Source organism: Micromonospora sp. CNB394 (genome assembly GCF_000374985.1).
GTDB lineage: Bacteria > Actinomycetota > Actinomycetes > Mycobacteriales > Micromonosporaceae > Micromonospora > Micromonospora marina.
On sequence record NZ_KB895846.1, the window covers coordinates 62,580 to 76,611 of the forward strand.

Consider the following 14,032-nt stretch of genomic DNA (forward strand, 5'->3'; position numbering starts at 1 on the left):
ACGCGAGCGAGCCTCAGTTGAGCCATCGGAGTTCATCGTGCCCGCAACCGACCTTGACGCCACACCCGCCCTCGACGCCGAACTCGCAGCCGAACGTGTCCACCTCGACGCCTCCCGCGCCGCGCTGACCCGGATGCGGGAACGCGCCCAGGCGCTCTTCGCCACCGGCGACAAGGTGGCCGGTGACTCGTACACCGCCGAACAGCTCGGCCGACACATGGCCCGGCGGGTCAAGGAGCTGGCCGACGACCCGACCACCCCGCTGTTCTTCGGCCGCCTGGACTTCGGCGGCGACGACCCGGACCACGCCGGGCGGGAGTACCACGTCGGGCGGCGGCACGTCACCGACGAGCTGGGCGAACCGCTGGTGCTGGACTGGCGGGCGCCGGTCTCCCGGTCGTTCTACCGGGCCAGCGCGCGTGACCCGCAGGGTGTCGCCGTACGCCGCCGGTTCGGGTTCAGCGCCGGGACGCTGACCAGCTTCGAGGACGAGCACCTGGACCGGGGCGAGGAACTCGGCACGGCCAGCCGCATCCTCACCGCCGAGATCGAGCGTCCCCGCGTCGGCCCGATGCGCGACATCGTCGCCACCATCCAGCCGGAGCAGGACGAGCTGGTCCGGGCCGACCTGGCCGACTCGATCTGCGTACAGGGCGCGCCCGGCACCGGGAAGACGGCGGTCGGGCTGCACCGCGCCGCGTACCTGCTCTATCTGCACCGCGAACGGCTGCGCCGCTCGGGCGTGCTGATCGTCGGGCCGAACCGGGCGTTCCTGTCGTACATCGCGGCGGTGCTGCCCACCCTCGGTGAGGTCGAGGTCGAGCAGGCCACCGTGGAGGACCTGGTCGCGCGGGTTCCGGTCCGCGCGGTCGACGACCCGGCCGCCGCCGCGCTCAAGCACGACGTCCGGATGGCCGAGGTGCTGCGCCGGGCCGTCGACGCCCACATCGGTACGCCCACCGAGCCGATCGTGGTGTCGGACGGCTCGTACCGGTGGCGGATCGGACTCGACCCGTTGCGCCGGCTGGTCACCGAGACCCGGGCGGAGGCTCTGCCCTACGCGACCGGCCGGGACCGGGTGCGGGCGCGGGTGGTGGGGCTGCTGCAACGCCAGGCCGAGGCGCGCCGGGCGGAGTCACCGAGCGACGCCTGGCTGCGCCGGATGAGCCGGATCAAGCCGGTCACCGACCTGCTCGACGCGGTCTGGCCCGCGCTCACCCCGGAGGGGCTGCTGCACCGGCTGCGTACCGACGCCGACGCGCTGGCCGCCGCCGCGGACGACCTGCTCACGCCCGAGGAGCAGGAGCTGTTCCGCGCCGGCAGGACCGGGCGCACCGCGAAGGCGACCCGGTGGACCGCCGCCGACGCGGTGCTCATCGACGAGGTGGCCGGGCTGCTGGAACGGCCCGCCGGCTTCGGGCACGTGGTGGTCGACGAGGCGCAGGACCTCTCCCCGATGCAGTGCCGCGCCATCGCCCGGCGCAGCGAGCACGGCTCGATCACGCTGCTCGGCGATCTGGCCCAGGGCACCGCGCCCTGGGCCGCGACCGACTGGCGGGAGTCGCTGGCCCACCTGGGCAAGCCGGACGCGGCTGTGGTGCCGCTGAGCGTGGGCTTCCGGGTGCCGGCCGCGGTGGTGGCGTTCGCGAACCGGCTGCTGCCGGCGCTCGCTGTCGACGTACCCCCGGCCCGGTCGCTGCGCAACGACGGCGCGCTGGATGTGCGTACCACCGAGGACCTGACGGCCGCGACGGTGGCCGAGGTGCGGGCGGCGCTCGCGCACGACGGCTCGGTCGGTGTGATCGCCGCCGACGACGCGGTGGACCGGCTCCGCGCGGCGCTCGCCGACGCGGGCGTCGAGACCGCTACCGCCGACGACGTCGAGGCCGCGGCGCGTGTCACTGTGGTCCCGGCGACGCTGGTGAAGGGCCTGGAGTACGACCACGTGGTGGTCGTCGAGCCGGCCGCGATCGTGGCCGCCGAGCCGCGCGGACTGCACCGCCTGTACGTGGTGCTGACCCGGGCGGTCTCCCGCCTGGCCGTGCTGCACCGCGAGCCGCTGCCCGCGCCGCTGGCCGCCTGACGTGGGCCTCGGCTGCGCTGCCGTGGCCGCCCGGCCACGGTTCTGGGCGGCCCGGCCGCGGTCCGGGCGGCCGGACCGGTCAGGCGGACAGTGCGGCGGCGACCGCACGCAGGGGGCGGCCGGACTCGGCGATCGGCACGGTGAACGACAGCCAGGAACCGTCGGTGAAGTCGATCCGCAGCCGCTTCGGGTTCAGCCGGTGCCAGCCCACCCGTGCGGAGGCGATCTCTGCGCGCGCGGTCGACCAGGCCACTGCGGTCTCGGTCAGCGCGCGTTCCTCGGCCTCGCGCCCGGCCAGCAACTCGACCCCGCCGGTGCGGCAGACCAGCAGCCGCCGGTCGGTGACCGCGAGCAGCGTCTCCCGGACCTGGAGGTCGGGCCGGGGCGGGCGGAGCGCGCGGTGCAGGCGCGAGGCGGCCGAGCCGGGGGCGCCGCGCCCGGCGATCCCCCAGCCGATCGCGTCGACCAGGCGGTCGCCACGGTCCCAGGTGGCCAGTGGCAGCAGCACGTTGAGCAGCACCGAGCCGATCGTCCGCCGGCTCGGCTCGGCGTCCGGCTCCGGCTCGGGCGGCGGTGCCGGAGCGAGCCCCTGGCCGACGTCGGCCTTGGCGTGCGCCAGGACACGCTCGCCCGGCTCGACGAGCAGGCCGATCCGGTCGCGGAATCTGGTCTCGTCCATCGGCTCAGTATCGGTCGTGGCCGTAGCCGTCGTCGGCGGGGCGCTCCGCGCCCGGCACGTTGCCCATCACCTCGCCGACGATCTCGCGTACGCGGGCGGCGGCGGCCTCCTGCGCCCGGTTCGCCGCCGAGGTGATCTCCTCGGCGAGCGTGTACGAGTCGAAGCGCATGGCCCGCGCGTTGATGTCGGTGGAGAGGATCCTGCCGTCGGCGGCGGCCACGACGGTGACCAGGCCGGAGTCGCTCACCCCCTCGGCGCTGCTCTGTTCCAGCTCGGCCATCCGCGCGCCGAGTTCGCGCTGCCAACCGTCCAGGTTGCGGGCCAGCGCCTCGATCCGGTCCAGGGCCGGGAACGTCATTGCTGCCTCTCAGTTCACGATCGAGTCGAACACGTTCTGCACGCCCGTGGTGTACGGGCCGAGATCCTCGCGGTAGGTGCCGTCCACCAGGTAGTTGCGGTCCTTGCGCCCGTCGGAGACGTCGTGCAGGCCCATCCCGGTGTCGAGCAGGGCGCCACCCATTCCGGGGACGTTCACCGGGGACGCCTGGTTGATGACGAACTTGCCCGGGAAGAGGACGGCGGCGCGTTCCACCTTGAAGGCGAGCGCCGCCTTCGTGTAGCCGGACTTGTTGAACGCGCTGTACGCCTTCTTGGCCCGGCGCAGCTCCATCACGACCTTGGCGTAGCGGTCGAGCAGGTTGGCGACCTTCTGGAGCCTGGTCGCGAGCTTCGTGAGGATCTCCGCGAACCGGGCCACGATCTTGACCATGCGGCCGACGGTGGTGGCCAGCCGGGCCAGCACCCGCACCACTGTGGCGGCCAGGCTCACCCCGGCGCTCAGCGCCGCCGCCACCGCGGCGATGATGATCTCGGTCAGGAACCAGAGCAGGAACTCCAGGATCAACTCGACCAGCAGGTTGAACGCGTCCACCGCCGCGTTCGCGGCGTCGACCAGCACCTCCTTGGTGCCGTCCAGCCCGTTGGCGAGATCGTCCATCGCGTCCTCGATGGACTGCATCGAGGCGTGGAACTTGTCCGCCGCGTCGCCGTCCCACGCGCCGCGCAGCCGGGCCCGATCGGCGACCTGGTCACCGGCGATCCGCCGAACCGCCTCCCCGGTGGTCATCGCGAGCTGGCCGGCCCGCATCAGGTCGTCCGGCTCACCGGCGACCAGTTCCAGGAGCTGCTCGAACGGCCACAGCACCGCGTTCGACAGCGGCTTGAACGGGTCCGGGGTGCCCGACACGATCTGCTCGAAGTAGGTCTTGTTGCGCTGGAGCGCCTCGGTGCTCAACCCCGCCCCCCTCAGCCGCCCGCGGTGAACATGGTGTCGTTCGCCGCGTCCGTTTCGTCGTAGGCGGCGGCTGTCTCGGTGAGCCCGGTGGCGATGGTCAGCATGGTCTCGGCGCCGTCCGCCAGCCCCTGCAGGCACGCCTCGAACTGCTGCTCGTACGCGGCGGCGAGGCTGAACGACGCGGGCATCACGCCGAAGGAGTGCCGGGCCACGTGGCCGTCGCGGAACGCCCGCTCCAGCTCGCGGAACCGCGACGACCGGTCCCGGGAGGCGGCGGCGAACGCCCGCAACGCCTCCGGCTGGGCGTCGAGATTCCTGCTCGGACTGGTCACGGACCCTCCCCGGTGTCCGGTTGGAACTTCCACCGTCGTCGACGGCGCCACCAGACTAGGGGATGTGGGCACCCGGCCAGGGGTCACCGCCGCTGGCACACGCACGGTAGACAGGGAGGCACAGTCCTTCCGCCCCGAGGAGACCACCGATGATCCTGGCCCGCGCCGAACAGGTCAGCCGTCGCTACGGCGAGGTGCTGGCACTGGACCGGGTCGACCTGACCGTCCGGGCCGGGGAACTGGTCGGCCTGCTCGGCCCGAACGGCGCCGGCAAGAGCACCCTGATCAACCTGCTGGTCGGGCTGCGCCGCCCCACCGCCGGCCGGGTCGAGCTGTGCGGCGGCGACCCGCGCGACCCGGCGAGCCGGCGGCAACTCGGGGTCACCCCGCAGGAGACCGGCCTGCCCGGCACGCTGCGGGTCGGCGAGGTGGTCGACTTCGTCTCCGCGCACTTCCCCGACCCGGTGCCGCGCGGCGAGCTGCTCGACCGGTTCGGCCTCGCCGACCAGGTGCGCCGGCAGACCGGCGGCCTCTCCGGCGGGCAGCGTCGCCGGCTGGCAGTGGCGCTGGCGTTCGTCGGCCGTCCCCGGCTGGTGGTGCTCGACGAGCCGACCACCGGCCTCGACGTGGAGGCGCGGCACGCGCTCTGGGACGCGATCCGTGGCTTCCACGCCGACGGCGGCACCGTGCTGCTGAGCAGCCACTATCTGGAGGAGGTGGAGGCGCTCGCGCAGCGGGTGGTGGTGATCGGCCACGGGCGGGTGCTGGCCGACGACTCGGTGGCGGCGATCCGCGGGATCGTCGGCGTACGCCGGGTCAGCCTTGTCGCCGACGACCTGCCGGCGCTGCCGGGAGTGGTCGCCACCGAACGCGCCGACGGGCGGCTGCACCTGCTCACCAGCGACGCCGACCAGCTCGTGCGCGACCTGGTCACCGCCGGGGTGGCGTTCCACGACCTGGAGGTCCGCCCCACCTCGCTGGAGGAGGCGTTCCTCGCCATCACGGCCGACGACCGGCCCGCGCCCACAGCCGCCTAGGAGACCGCCGTGCCGCTCGCCCTGGTCCACGCCCGCTACCAGCTCCTGGAGATCATCCGGATCCCGGTGGCGGTGGTGGGCAGCGCCTTCTTCCCCGCCGCCGCGATGCTCTTCTTCGTGGTGCCGTTCGCCGGCGACGACCCGGTCGGCGCCACCTACGCGACCGCCGCCATGGTGACGTTCGCGGTGATGAGCGCCAACATCTTCCAGTACGGCGTGGGCGTCGCCGAGGACCGCGACCAGCCCTGGAACCCGTACACCCGGACCCTGCCGGCCGGACCGGCACCGCGGCTGGCCGGGCGGATCCTGGCCGGGCTGGTGCTGACCTACGTGTCGATGATCCCGGTGGTGCTGATCGCGGCGGTCGCCACCGAGGCCCGGGTCAGCGCGGTGCAGTTCCTGCTCGGGCTCGGCGCGGTCGCCGTGGTCTCGGTGCCGTTCACGCTGCTCGGCCTGGCGATCGGCTACTCGCTGCCGAGCAAGGCGGCGATCGTGGTGGCCCAGGTGATCTTCTTCCCGCTGGCGTTCGGCGGTGGCCTGCTTTCCGGGCCGGACGACGCGCCCGGCTTCATCAAGGCGATCGCCCCCTACCTGCCGACCCGGGGCGCCGTGGAACTGATCTGGACGGCGGTCACCGACTTCCGGCCGGACATCCGGGCGCTGGTGATGCTGGTGGTCTGGGTGCTGGTGCTCGCCGCGCTCGCCGGCTGGGCGTACCGGCGGGACGAGGGACGCCGCTTCAGCTGACAGTTTGTCCGGTTCCGGCCCGGCGACCGTACGGGCGGTGCCACGATGCCGACAGGGCGGGCGAGCGGAGCCCGTCCCGGCGAGAGGGGTCACCGTGAACGGCGTCGAGCCCGGCACGCCCTGCTGGACCGACCTGGCCACGCCCGGGCTGGACGACGCACGACGGTTCTACCCGGAGCTGTTCGGCTGGACCGGGCAGATCTCCCCCGAGCCGGACGCCGGCGGCTACACGGTCTTCCGCAAGGACGGCAAGGCGGTCGCCGGGGCCGGGCCACCCGGTACGCCGGACCAGGTGCCGGTCTGGTCCACGTACGTGGCGACCGACGACGCGGACCTGGTCGCCACCCGGGTGGAGGCGGCCGGCGGGCAGGTTGTCGTGTCCCCGTTCGACGTCGCCCAGCAGGGCCGGATGGCGGTGCTCGCCGACCCGGCCGGCGCGGTGTTCAGCGTGTGGCAGCCGATGGCGATGCGCGGGGCGGAGCTGTACAACGCGCCGGGTGCGATGTGCTGGAACGAGTTGGTCACGCCGGACCCGGAGGGCGCGAAGGAGTTCTACGCGCTGGTGTTCGGCTGGCATCCGGAGGAGCGCCCGGTCGGGCCGGTCGCGTACACCGGTTGGCGCTGCGGGGCCCGGATCGTCGCCGGGATGCTGCCCCGGGCCGAGCCGCTTCCGGAGGACCTGCCCGCGTACTGGGCGGTCTACTTCGCGGTGGAGGACGCCGACGCGACCGCCGCCCGGGCCACCGAGCTGGGCGGCACCATCCTCGTCCCGCCGCGCGACAACCCGGCCGGACGCAGCGCCGCCCTGCGCGACCCGTCCGGCGCCCTCTTCTCCGTCTCGACGCTGCGCTGACGGCCCACCCCAGCCCTACCTCGCCGATCTTGCAGTTGCGGCCCGCCCAACGAGGCATACACACCTGCTGTCGGGGCGAAAAGTGCAAGATCGACGGGGCGGGCGGGCCGGGACGGGGCGCGAGGGAGGGTGGGGTGGGGGTCAGGTGGGGCGGACGGGGACCACCAGGGGGCCGTGGTCGCCGGGGATGACGCGGATGTGGGCGCGGTAGTGGCGGGCCAGCAGCTCCTCGGTGAGCACCTCCTCCGGCGGCCCGGCGGCTGCCACCCGGCCGTCGGCGAGCAGGACCAGGCGATCGGCGTACTCGCCGGCGATGGAGAGGTCGTGCATTGTGGCGAGCACGGTGAGGCCGTGCTCGCGGCGGAGCTGGTCGACCAGTTCCAGCACCTCCTGCTGGTGCCCGATGTCCAGCGCGCTCGTCGGCTCGTCGAGCAGCAGCAGGGTGGCGCCCTGGGCCAGCGCCCGGGCCAGGAAGACGCGCTGCCGCTCGCCGCCGGAGAGCGTGGCCAGCTCGCGGTGCGCGAAGGGGCCCAGGTCGAGCCGGTCCAGCACCTCGTGCGCGGCGGCCAGGTCGGCCGCCGACTCGCGGCCCAGCGGCGGGATGTACGGGGTACGCCCGAGCAGCGCGTAGTCGAACACCGACATTCCGATCGGTACGACCGGGGACTGCGCCACTGTGGCCACCACACGGGCGCGGGCGCGGCGGCGCAGCGAGCCGATCGGCGTACCGAAGAGGGTCACCTCGCCCGGGCCGGTGAGCAGGCCGCCGACGGCGCGCAACAGGGTGGACTTGCCGGCGCCGTTGGGTCCGATCACGGTGACCCACTCGCCTGCCGCGACGGTGAGGTCGACGCCGGCCAGGACCGGTGTGCCGCCGAGGGTGACGCGCAGATCGTGGACGCGCACCGCGGGGGCGTTCACATCGCCACCCGGCGGGCGGTCCGCAGGACCAGCACGAAGAACGGTCCGCCGAGCAGCGCGGTGACCACGCCGATGGGGATCTCGGCGGGGGCGGCTGCGGTCCGGGCGACCACGTCGGTCAGGGCCAGGAACGCGCCGCCGAACAGCATCGACAGCGGCAGGATCACCCGGTGGCTGGAACCGGCGAGCAGCCGCATGGTGTGCGGCACGATGATGCCGACGAAGCCGATCAGCCCGGACGCGGAGACGGCGGCGGCGGTGCCCAGCGACGCGGCGGCGATCAGCAGGTAGCGGGAGCGCTGCGGGTGCAGGCCGAGACCGGCGGCCTCGTCGTCGCCGACGGAGAGCACGTCCAGCTCGCGCCGGTGCAGCAGCACCACCACGGAGGTGAGCACGAAGTACGGCAGGACCAGCCACACGTCGTGCCAGCCGGCGGTGGCCAGCCTCCCGAGCAGCCAGGAGTAGACCTGCTGGATGTTGTCGGAGTGCTGTTGCAGCAGGTACGTCTGCCCGGCGGCGAAGAACGCGGAGACCGCCACCCCGGCCAGGATCAGCGTGGCCGGGGACCGGTCCCGCCCGCCGGCGGCGCCGAGGAGGTACGTCAGCACGACCGCGCCGAGCGACCCGACGAACGCGGCGAGCGGAATGGTGATCGGCAGCCCGGTCAGCGCCCCGCCCGCTCCGGCGCCGAGGACGATCGCCGCGGTGACCGCGAACCCGGCTCCGGCCGCCACGCCGAGCAGGTATGGATCGGCCAGCGGGTTGCGGAAGACGCCCTGGTAGCAGCCGCCGGCCAGGGCGAGGAGCGCGCCGACGAGCAGTCCGAGCACGACCCGGGGCAGCCGCAGCTCGGTGATGATCGCGACTTCCCGCTCGGTGAGCCCGCTGTCCAGATGCACGCCGGGCAGCAGGTTGAGCAGTTCGGCCGCGACGCTGCCGGGCGGCAGGCTGACCGGGCCGAGGGAGACGCCCGCCACGAGCGCGACGAGCACCGCGACGACACCGGCGAGCAGCCAGCGCTTGCGGAGCCCGGCGGGCCGGATCGGGCCGCCGGGCGCACCGCGTGCGGTACGCCGCCGGGGGCGGAACAACTGCCGGTCGCCCGGCCGGGACGCGTCGGGCGTCCCGGCCGGGCTCGTCGGTGCGGGGTCGGCCTGCCGGAGGGCCACGGTCAGGCCGGGACCTTGGCGGTGGCGTCGACGATCACCTTGAGCAGTTCGACCACACGCGGGCCCCAGCGCGAGGCGATGTCGTCGTCCAGCTCCACGATCTGGTTGTTCTTCACCGCGGTGATGCCGGACCACCCGCTGCGCGCCTTCACCGTGTCGGCGCTCTGCTTGCAGCACTTGGTGTCGGACAGGAAGATGAAGTCGGGGTTCGCCTTGACGATGACCTCCTGGGAGAGCTGCGGATAGCCGCCGTTCTTCCCGTCGGCGTCGGACGCGTCGGCGATGTTCTCCAGGCCGGCGAGCGCGTAGATGGTGCCGATGAACGTCTTGCTGGTCGCCGTGTACAGCTCCGGGCCCAGCTCGTGGAAGTAGGTCGGCTTCTCCGTACGCTTCGGCAGGTCCTTGGTCAGCGCGGTGATCTCGTCCTTCATCTTCTGCACCACGGCGTCCGCCTCGGACCGGTGGCCGGTGAGCGTGCCCAGGTCGGTGAGCTGCCGGTACGAGTCGTCGAGCGTGGTCGCGGCCGGCGTCTGCAGGACCGGGATCTTCAGCGCGACGAGCTGGTCGACGATCTTGTTGAGGTTGTTGGAGAGCACCACCAGGTCGGGGCTCTTGGCCGCGATCGCCTCGGCGTTCGGCTGGTAGCCGGACAGGTCGGTGCGGGGCGCCTCGGCCGGGTAGTTCGACTGGTCGTCGACGGCGGTGACCTGCTTGCCGGCGCCGATGGCGAAGAGCATCTCGGTGGCGGTCGGCGAGAGCGAGACGATCTTCTCCGGCCGCTTCTCCAGCGTGAGATTGCCGACGGTGACCGGGAACGCACCCCCGGAGCCGCCGGAGGCGGGGGTGTCGGTCGAGGTCTTCTCGGCGCAGCCGCCGAGAAGCAGCACGCCGGCCGCGAGCGCGGTGGCGAAGAGCCGGGGGGTACGTCGGGACATGGAGCCTCCTGTCGGTCGAGGAGTGATGCTTCGCCGACAGGTGGAAGGCCCGTCCGCGAGGCGCCCTTCCTCGAGAGCGCGTGTCGCGACCGGGCCGCAGGCGACCTGGCTCGTCCCACGTCCGTCGGCGCCGGTGGAGGCCGGCGCCGCGCGTACGGGGCATCACAGTTGCGGGACAGCGCCGGTTTCGCACCGGCTTCGCTGTGGCACGGTCGGTGCCACGGTAGCGCACGACCAGCGGAGATCGTCCGGACGGGAGGGGTGGGCGGGAACCCCGGTGGGGGTGGAACCGGGGTTCCCGCCCGGTGGGAGGTCAGCAGTACTGGCTCTGCTTGCCGATCGCCCGGTACGGGCAGTCGGCGTACTCGGACAGGATCAGCACGGCCTCCCGGTTGCGTGAGGTCTGCGCCGGGATCACCTCGTCCGGCGGGTAGAAGCCGCCGCCGGAGGCCGAGCCGGGGTACAGCTCGAAGGTGTACGCCCAGATCTTGTGGGCGCCCCACATCCAGTCGATGCTGGTGCCGTCGGCGATGTAGAGGTCGCTCGACTGCTCCGGGGTGTAGCCGTTCGTCGCCGCCATCTGCTGACCGATGGTGGCGAAGGTGTTGTACTGGTCGGCGTTCATCCCGGTGGCGGTGTTGCTGTACGTGTAGCCGTACGGCCAGAGCACCAGCTCCGAGTAGGTGTGGAAGTCGATGTTGGCCTTGATCTGCTGCACCCCGCCGACGACCCGGCCGTTGACGAAGTCGCGCAGCGCCGCGGCCTCCGGGGCGGAGAAGGCGGACGGGCCCCGGTAGGTGCTCGACGACTTGGAGCCGGACGAGCCGCCGCAGCAGCCCCACTGGTAGCCCCAGTTGCGGTTCAGGTCGGTGCCGACGTACGAGGAGCCGCTGTTCGGCTGCCGGTTCTTGCGCCAGGAGCGGTACGACCCGGAGGCGATGTCGTACTCGCTGCCGTCCGGGTTGACGGTGGGGACGATCCAGATCTCCCGGGAGTTGACGATGCTGGTGATTCGGGAGTCGCTGCCGTAGTTGTCGGTGAAGAGGTTCAGCAGGTAGATCGCCATCTCCACGGTCAGGTGCTCACGGGCGTGCTGCTGGGCGTTGAACAGGATCTCCGGCTCGGCCTCGTCGGTGGCGACGTTGTCGGAGATCTTCACCGCCATCAGGTCCCGGCCCTGGTACGACGTGCCGATGCTCAGTTTGCGGGCGATCGTCGGGTGGTCGGCGACCACCTTGTTGACCACGGCGGTCAGCTCGGCGTAGTCGTGGTAGTTCGAGTCGGCGGGCGGGAAGGCGCTGGCGGTCATGCCCCCGTCGGCGTGGTCGTGTTCCGGCACGGCGTCCTTCTCGAGCCGGAACCCGAGGCGGGTGATCGCGTTGGCCTCGGCCTTGGTCGCCGTGATGTGCAGCACGCCGTGCTCGGCGTAGTCGATCGCGGCCCCGGTGGAGGCGACCGCGGTGCGGTCGGCCGCCGTACGCGGTCCGAGCACCCGGTAGGCGACGGTGGAGGGTTCGCCGGAGCCTTCCGGCGCGGGCCGGGCGACGGCGGGAGCGGCGGCCGCGGTGAGGACGATGGTCAGGCCGACGGCGGCGGCGAGCGCCAGCCGGCGGCGGAGCGGAGAGGTGCGGAAGGCCATGGACAACCTCCTGGGGGTACGGGAGAACTCCCGTTGTCCACACACTCCACCAGGAGACACATGGTCATATCAATATCCGTCTTTCTCTTTGACCATCCCGTCCTGATCCTCATTTCGGCAATGATTTTCCTGGCTCCAACATCTGGCGGAACTTCCCGCCAAGCGCGACAGTGAACGGCAACGCCGCACGCTCCACAATGGACGGCCAGGGCGACCCGTGGTCGAGCATCTGGACCGACACCTTCTCCGTCGACGACGCCGACGTGCTGCTGCGCTCGTACAAGTTGCGGCTGACGCTCTACCGCGCGCCCGGCCCGGTCCGCTCAGCTTTCGCGGCGCTCGCCGTCCGGCTCGGTCTGGTCGTCACCGGCCAACGCGGACCGCAGCCGCTCCTTCTCCGTGCGCCGCCGCTCCGCGGCCTCCGCCATCTCCTCGGCCATGTCGTCCCGCAGACCCTTGAGCAGGAAGAACGACAGTGTGGCGGAGAAGATCAGCGCCAGCATCAGCCGCAGGAACATGTTCATCTCGACGAACCAGAGGGCCGCCAGCACGACGACGAACAGCCCGATCCGGCCCAGCGTGTACTTGAGCGCCGCGCTCATTCCCGCATTCCCACTCTCTTCGTGCCTCAGCCCGTACGCCGGGCCAGCCAGTGCACGCCATGAAACCAGACGACCGCGTAGACCACGGTGAACACCGCCGCGGCCAACGCTCCGGTGAACAACGCGGGCAGCCCCGAGGCCAGCCCGGCGGCGAGCAGACCGGCGAGGACACCGAGCGCGATGCCGGCGAGCGCGGCCACCACCCGGGCGGCACCGAACTCCCAGGCCCGGAACTCGTCCCAGAACAGCCAGAGCGGCAGGATCACCGCCAGCCAGCCGTTCGTGCCCCCGAAGCCGCTGTCGCCCACGGTGGCGAACGCCCACTCGAAGACCAGCAGCGCCAGCACCCCGATGACCAGGCCGGCCAGGCTCACGCCGAGCAGGTCGCCCAGGGTGAGGATGCGCCCCTCGGCGTCCCGCCGCGGGAAGGTGCGCTGCTGTTCCTCGCCGCTCATCGCCAGGTCAGGCCCAGACCTGCTGCGGCTCGGACCGGCGTTCCGCCAGCGACGGCGGCCCGTCGTACTCGCGGACGATCTCGTAGCGGGTGTTCCGCTCGACCGGACGGAAGCCCGCGTCCCAGATCATGTGGAGCAGGTCGTCGCGGTGCATGGTGTTCGGCGTGCCGTACGAGTCGGCGTCATGGGTGATCTTGTATTCGACGACCGAGCCGTCCAGGTCGTCGACGCCGAAGTTCAGCGAGAGCTGCGCGACGGACAGCCCGTGCATGACCCAGAAACACTTGACGTGCGGCACGTTGTCGAACAGCAGCCGGGAGACCGCAAACGTCTTGAGCGACTCGGCCGGCGAGGCCATCGTGGTCCGGGCCTGGATCCGGTTACGGATCTTGCCGTCCGCCGAGTCGACGAAGTCGTGCTGGTAGCGCAGCGGGATGAAGACCTGGAAACCGCCGGTCTCGTCCTGGAGCTCCCGCAGCCGCAGCACGTGGTCGACCCGGTGCCGGGGCTCCTCGATGTGGCCGTAGAGCATTGTCGACGGCGTCTTCATGCCCTTCGAGTGGGCCAGCCGGTGGATGCGCGACCAGTCCTCCCAGTGGCAGTTGTGGTCGACGATGTGCTGCCGGACCTCCCAGTCGAAGATCTCCGCGCCGCCGCCGGTGAGCGACTCCAGGCCGGCGTCCATCAGCTCGTCGAGGATCGCGTCGGCGGTGAGCCCGCTGATCTTCTCGAACCACTGCACCTCGGTCGCGGTGAACGCCTTGAGGTTGACGTTCGGCAGCGCGGCCTTCAGCTCACGCAGCACCTTCGGGTAGTAACGCCAGGGCAGCGTCGGGTGCAGGCCGTTGACGATGTGCAGCTCGGTGAGCTGCTCGTCCTCCATCTCCTTGGCCTTGCGGACCGCCTCGTCGATGCGCATCGTGTAGGCGTCCTTCTCGCCCGGCTTACGCTGGAACGAGCAGTACGCGCACGATGCCGAGCAGACGTTCGTCAGGTTCAGGTGCCGGTTGACGTTGAACATGACCCGGTCGCCGTTGAGCTCCGTACGCCTGTGGTGGGCCAGCCGGCCCAGCCAGGTCAGGTCGTCGCTGGCGTAGAGGGCGATGCCGTCCTCGCGGGTCAGCCGCTCCCCCGCGTACACCTTCGCCTCGAGTTCGCGCTTGAGTCCGGCGTCCATCCGAAAGCCACGTCCTTCCACCTGGGTTCCGATCGAGCGTACGTCGCGGGTCCGACCGGGCGCCGGCGTGGTCGCGCCGGTTCGCCGGCGGTCACGCTCCGCACATCGA

14 protein-coding genes, 1 pseudogene and 1 riboswitch are annotated in these 14,032 nt (G+C 72.1%); of the genes and pseudogenes, 4 read left to right on the forward strand and 11 right to left on the reverse strand.

Translation table 11 applies throughout. The features are described 5' to 3' along the window. The first annotated feature begins 37 nt into the window (after window positions 1-37). On the forward strand, window positions 38-2,083 hold the full coding sequence (locus tag C569_RS0121535; RefSeq protein ID WP_018787827.1) for an AAA family ATPase: 2,046 nt from the start codon (window positions 38-40) through the stop codon (window positions 2,081-2,083). 79 nt (window positions 2,084-2,162) lie between these two features. Here C569_RS0121535 and C569_RS0121540 read toward each other — a convergent pair whose 3' ends face one another. From C569_RS0121540 to C569_RS0121555, 4 genes are read right to left on the reverse strand one after another with little or no spacing between them, the layout of a single operon-like run. After that, on the reverse strand, window positions 2,163-2,762 hold the full coding sequence (locus C569_RS0121540) for a hypothetical protein (protein WP_018787828.1): 600 nt from the start codon (window positions 2,760-2,762) through the stop codon (window positions 2,163-2,165). Between the two features lie 4 nt (window positions 2,763-2,766). Beyond that, the gene (locus C569_RS0121545; RefSeq protein ID WP_018787829.1) at window positions 2,767-3,120 is read right to left on the reverse strand and encodes a YbaB/EbfC family nucleoid-associated protein; all 354 of its coding nucleotides are present in this window, start codon (window positions 3,118-3,120) and stop codon (window positions 2,767-2,769) included. A 9-nt stretch (window positions 3,121-3,129) separates the two neighbouring features. Continuing rightward, complete coding sequence (locus tag C569_RS0121550; protein ID WP_018787830.1) at window positions 3,130-4,056, reverse strand: WXG100 family type VII secretion target; 927 nt, start codon at window positions 4,054-4,056, stop codon at window positions 3,130-3,132. 11 nt (window positions 4,057-4,067) lie between these two features. Further along, window positions 4,068-4,388 (reverse strand): type VII secretion target, encoded by a 321-nt coding sequence (locus tag C569_RS0121555; RefSeq protein ID WP_018787831.1) that lies wholly within the window; start codon window positions 4,386-4,388, stop codon window positions 4,068-4,070. 149 nt (window positions 4,389-4,537) lie between these two features. On the opposite strand from C569_RS0121555, the gene C569_RS0121560 reads away from it, so the two are divergent. The 3 genes from C569_RS0121560 to C569_RS0121570 all read left to right on the forward strand — a co-directional run bounded on the left by C569_RS0121560 (window position 4,538) and on the right by C569_RS0121570 (window position 7,025). After that, the gene (locus C569_RS0121560; RefSeq protein WP_018787832.1) at window positions 4,538-5,425 is read left to right on the forward strand and encodes an ABC transporter ATP-binding protein; all 888 of its coding nucleotides are present in this window, start codon (window positions 4,538-4,540) and stop codon (window positions 5,423-5,425) included. A 9-nt stretch (window positions 5,426-5,434) separates the two neighbouring features. Then, the gene (locus tag C569_RS0121565; protein WP_018787833.1) at window positions 5,435-6,172 is read left to right on the forward strand and encodes an ABC transporter permease; all 738 of its coding nucleotides are present in this window, start codon (window positions 5,435-5,437) and stop codon (window positions 6,170-6,172) included. Between the two features lie 94 nt (window positions 6,173-6,266). After that, entirely contained in the window at window positions 6,267-7,025 is a 759-nt protein-coding gene (locus tag C569_RS0121570) for a VOC family protein (protein WP_018787834.1), read from the forward strand. A 141-nt stretch (window positions 7,026-7,166) separates the two neighbouring features. Here the strand turns inward: C569_RS0121570 and C569_RS0121575 are convergent, their stop codons facing one another. From C569_RS0121575 to mqnE, 7 genes and pseudogenes are all read right to left on the reverse strand, one after another. After that, window positions 7,167-7,946 carry an ABC transporter ATP-binding protein gene (locus tag C569_RS0121575; protein WP_018787835.1) on the reverse strand — a complete coding sequence of 260 codons (780 nt, stop codon included), beginning with the start codon at window positions 7,944-7,946 and terminating at the stop codon, window positions 7,167-7,169. Continuing rightward, the gene (locus tag C569_RS0121580) at window positions 7,943-9,037 is read right to left on the reverse strand and encodes an iron ABC transporter permease (protein WP_026268464.1); all 1,095 of its coding nucleotides are present in this window, start codon (window positions 9,035-9,037) and stop codon (window positions 7,943-7,945) included. Before C569_RS0121580 ends, C569_RS0121575 begins: the two co-directional genes overlap by 4 nt. A gap of 80 nt (window positions 9,038-9,117) precedes the next feature. Next, entirely contained in the window at window positions 9,118-10,050 is a 933-nt protein-coding gene (locus C569_RS0121585; RefSeq protein ID WP_018787837.1) for an ABC transporter substrate-binding protein, read from the reverse strand. A 104-nt stretch (window positions 10,051-10,154) separates the two neighbouring features. Next, window positions 10,155-10,247, reverse strand: a riboswitch (cobalamin riboswitch). A 119-nt stretch (window positions 10,248-10,366) separates the two neighbouring features. Continuing rightward, window positions 10,367-11,689 (reverse strand): annotated as a pseudogene (locus C569_RS0121590) (M14 family metallopeptidase); the annotation flags it as partial. A 323-nt stretch (window positions 11,690-12,012) separates the two neighbouring features. Continuing rightward, window positions 12,013-12,291 carry a DUF4229 domain-containing protein gene (locus tag C569_RS0121595; protein WP_018787839.1) on the reverse strand — a complete coding sequence of 93 codons (279 nt, stop codon included), beginning with the start codon at window positions 12,289-12,291 and terminating at the stop codon, window positions 12,013-12,015. A 26-nt stretch (window positions 12,292-12,317) separates the two neighbouring features. Then, a complete protein-coding gene (locus C569_RS0121600; protein ID WP_018787840.1) occupies window positions 12,318-12,746 on the reverse strand; it encodes a hypothetical protein in 429 nt (142 codons plus the stop codon). A gap of 7 nt (window positions 12,747-12,753) precedes the next feature. Next, entirely contained in the window at window positions 12,754-13,923 is a 1,170-nt protein-coding gene (gene mqnE / locus C569_RS0121605) for an aminofutalosine synthase MqnE (RefSeq protein ID WP_018787841.1), read from the reverse strand. Window positions 13,924-14,032: the final 109 nt, after the last annotated feature.

Bases quoted from the DNA above. Each gene is read 5' to 3' on its own strand.
- C569_RS0121540 (WP_018787828.1), bottom strand. From the start codon at position 2,762: ATGGACGAGACCAGATTCCGCGACCGGATCGGCCTGCTCGTCGAGCCG.
- mqnE (WP_018787841.1), bottom strand. From the start codon at position 13,923: ATGGACGCCGGACTCAAGCGCGAACTCGAGGCGAAGGTGTACGCGGGG.
- C569_RS0121545 (WP_018787829.1), bottom strand. From the start codon at position 3,120: ATGACGTTCCCGGCCCTGGACCGGATCGAGGCGCTGGCCCGCAACCTG.
- C569_RS0121600 (WP_018787840.1), bottom strand. From the start codon at position 12,746: ATGAGCGGCGAGGAACAGCAGCGCACCTTCCCGCGGCGGGACGCCGAG.
- C569_RS0121560 (WP_018787832.1), top strand. From the start codon at position 4,538: ATGATCCTGGCCCGCGCCGAACAGGTCAGCCGTCGCTACGGCGAGGTG.
- C569_RS0121595 (WP_018787839.1), bottom strand. From the start codon at position 12,291: ATGAGCGCGGCGCTCAAGTACACGCTGGGCCGGATCGGGCTGTTCGTC.
- C569_RS0121585 (WP_018787837.1), bottom strand. From the start codon at position 10,050: ATGTCCCGACGTACCCCCCGGCTCTTCGCCACCGCGCTCGCGGCCGGC.